We start from the raw sequence: 391 nt of genomic DNA, 5'->3' as shown, positions 1-391 counted from the left end.
CCCTCGCTTACTGGAGCGCGAAGGCCATTCGCAACCAGTATCTGAAGAATCCCGGTCCCCTGGTGAGCGTGTGAAGAGTCGCATGAAGAAGAACATTTTTTCCATCGGCGCGAACGTTGCGCGCGCAACTTTCGCGTGTGCGGCGTTCATGGCATTTTCGGCACACGCGGCTGAGCAACCGAATGCCGCTCTCGTCGCACATGGCGAATACCTCGCGCGCGCGGGCGACTGCATTGCCTGCCACACCACACAGGGCGGCAGGCCCTTCGCGGGCGGCCTGAAGTTCGACACGCCGATCGGCGCGATCTACTCGACCAACATCACACCCGACGCGAATACGGGCATCGGCAAGTGGAGCTACGACGACTTCGCCAGGGCCGTGCGCCAGGGC

1 pseudogene is annotated in these 391 nt (G+C 62.9%); it reads left to right on the top strand.

The window, feature by feature from the left end:
- Positions 1 to 82 precede the first annotated feature (82 nt).
- Positions 83 to 391: pseudogene (locus tag ACOJB8_RS41255) on the top strand (cytochrome c); the annotation flags it as partial.

This window comes from Paraburkholderia sp. BR10141 (assembly GCF_056155635.1).
Note: the sequence above shows the minus strand (reverse complement) of the source record. Positions and strands in the feature narration are given on the sequence as shown.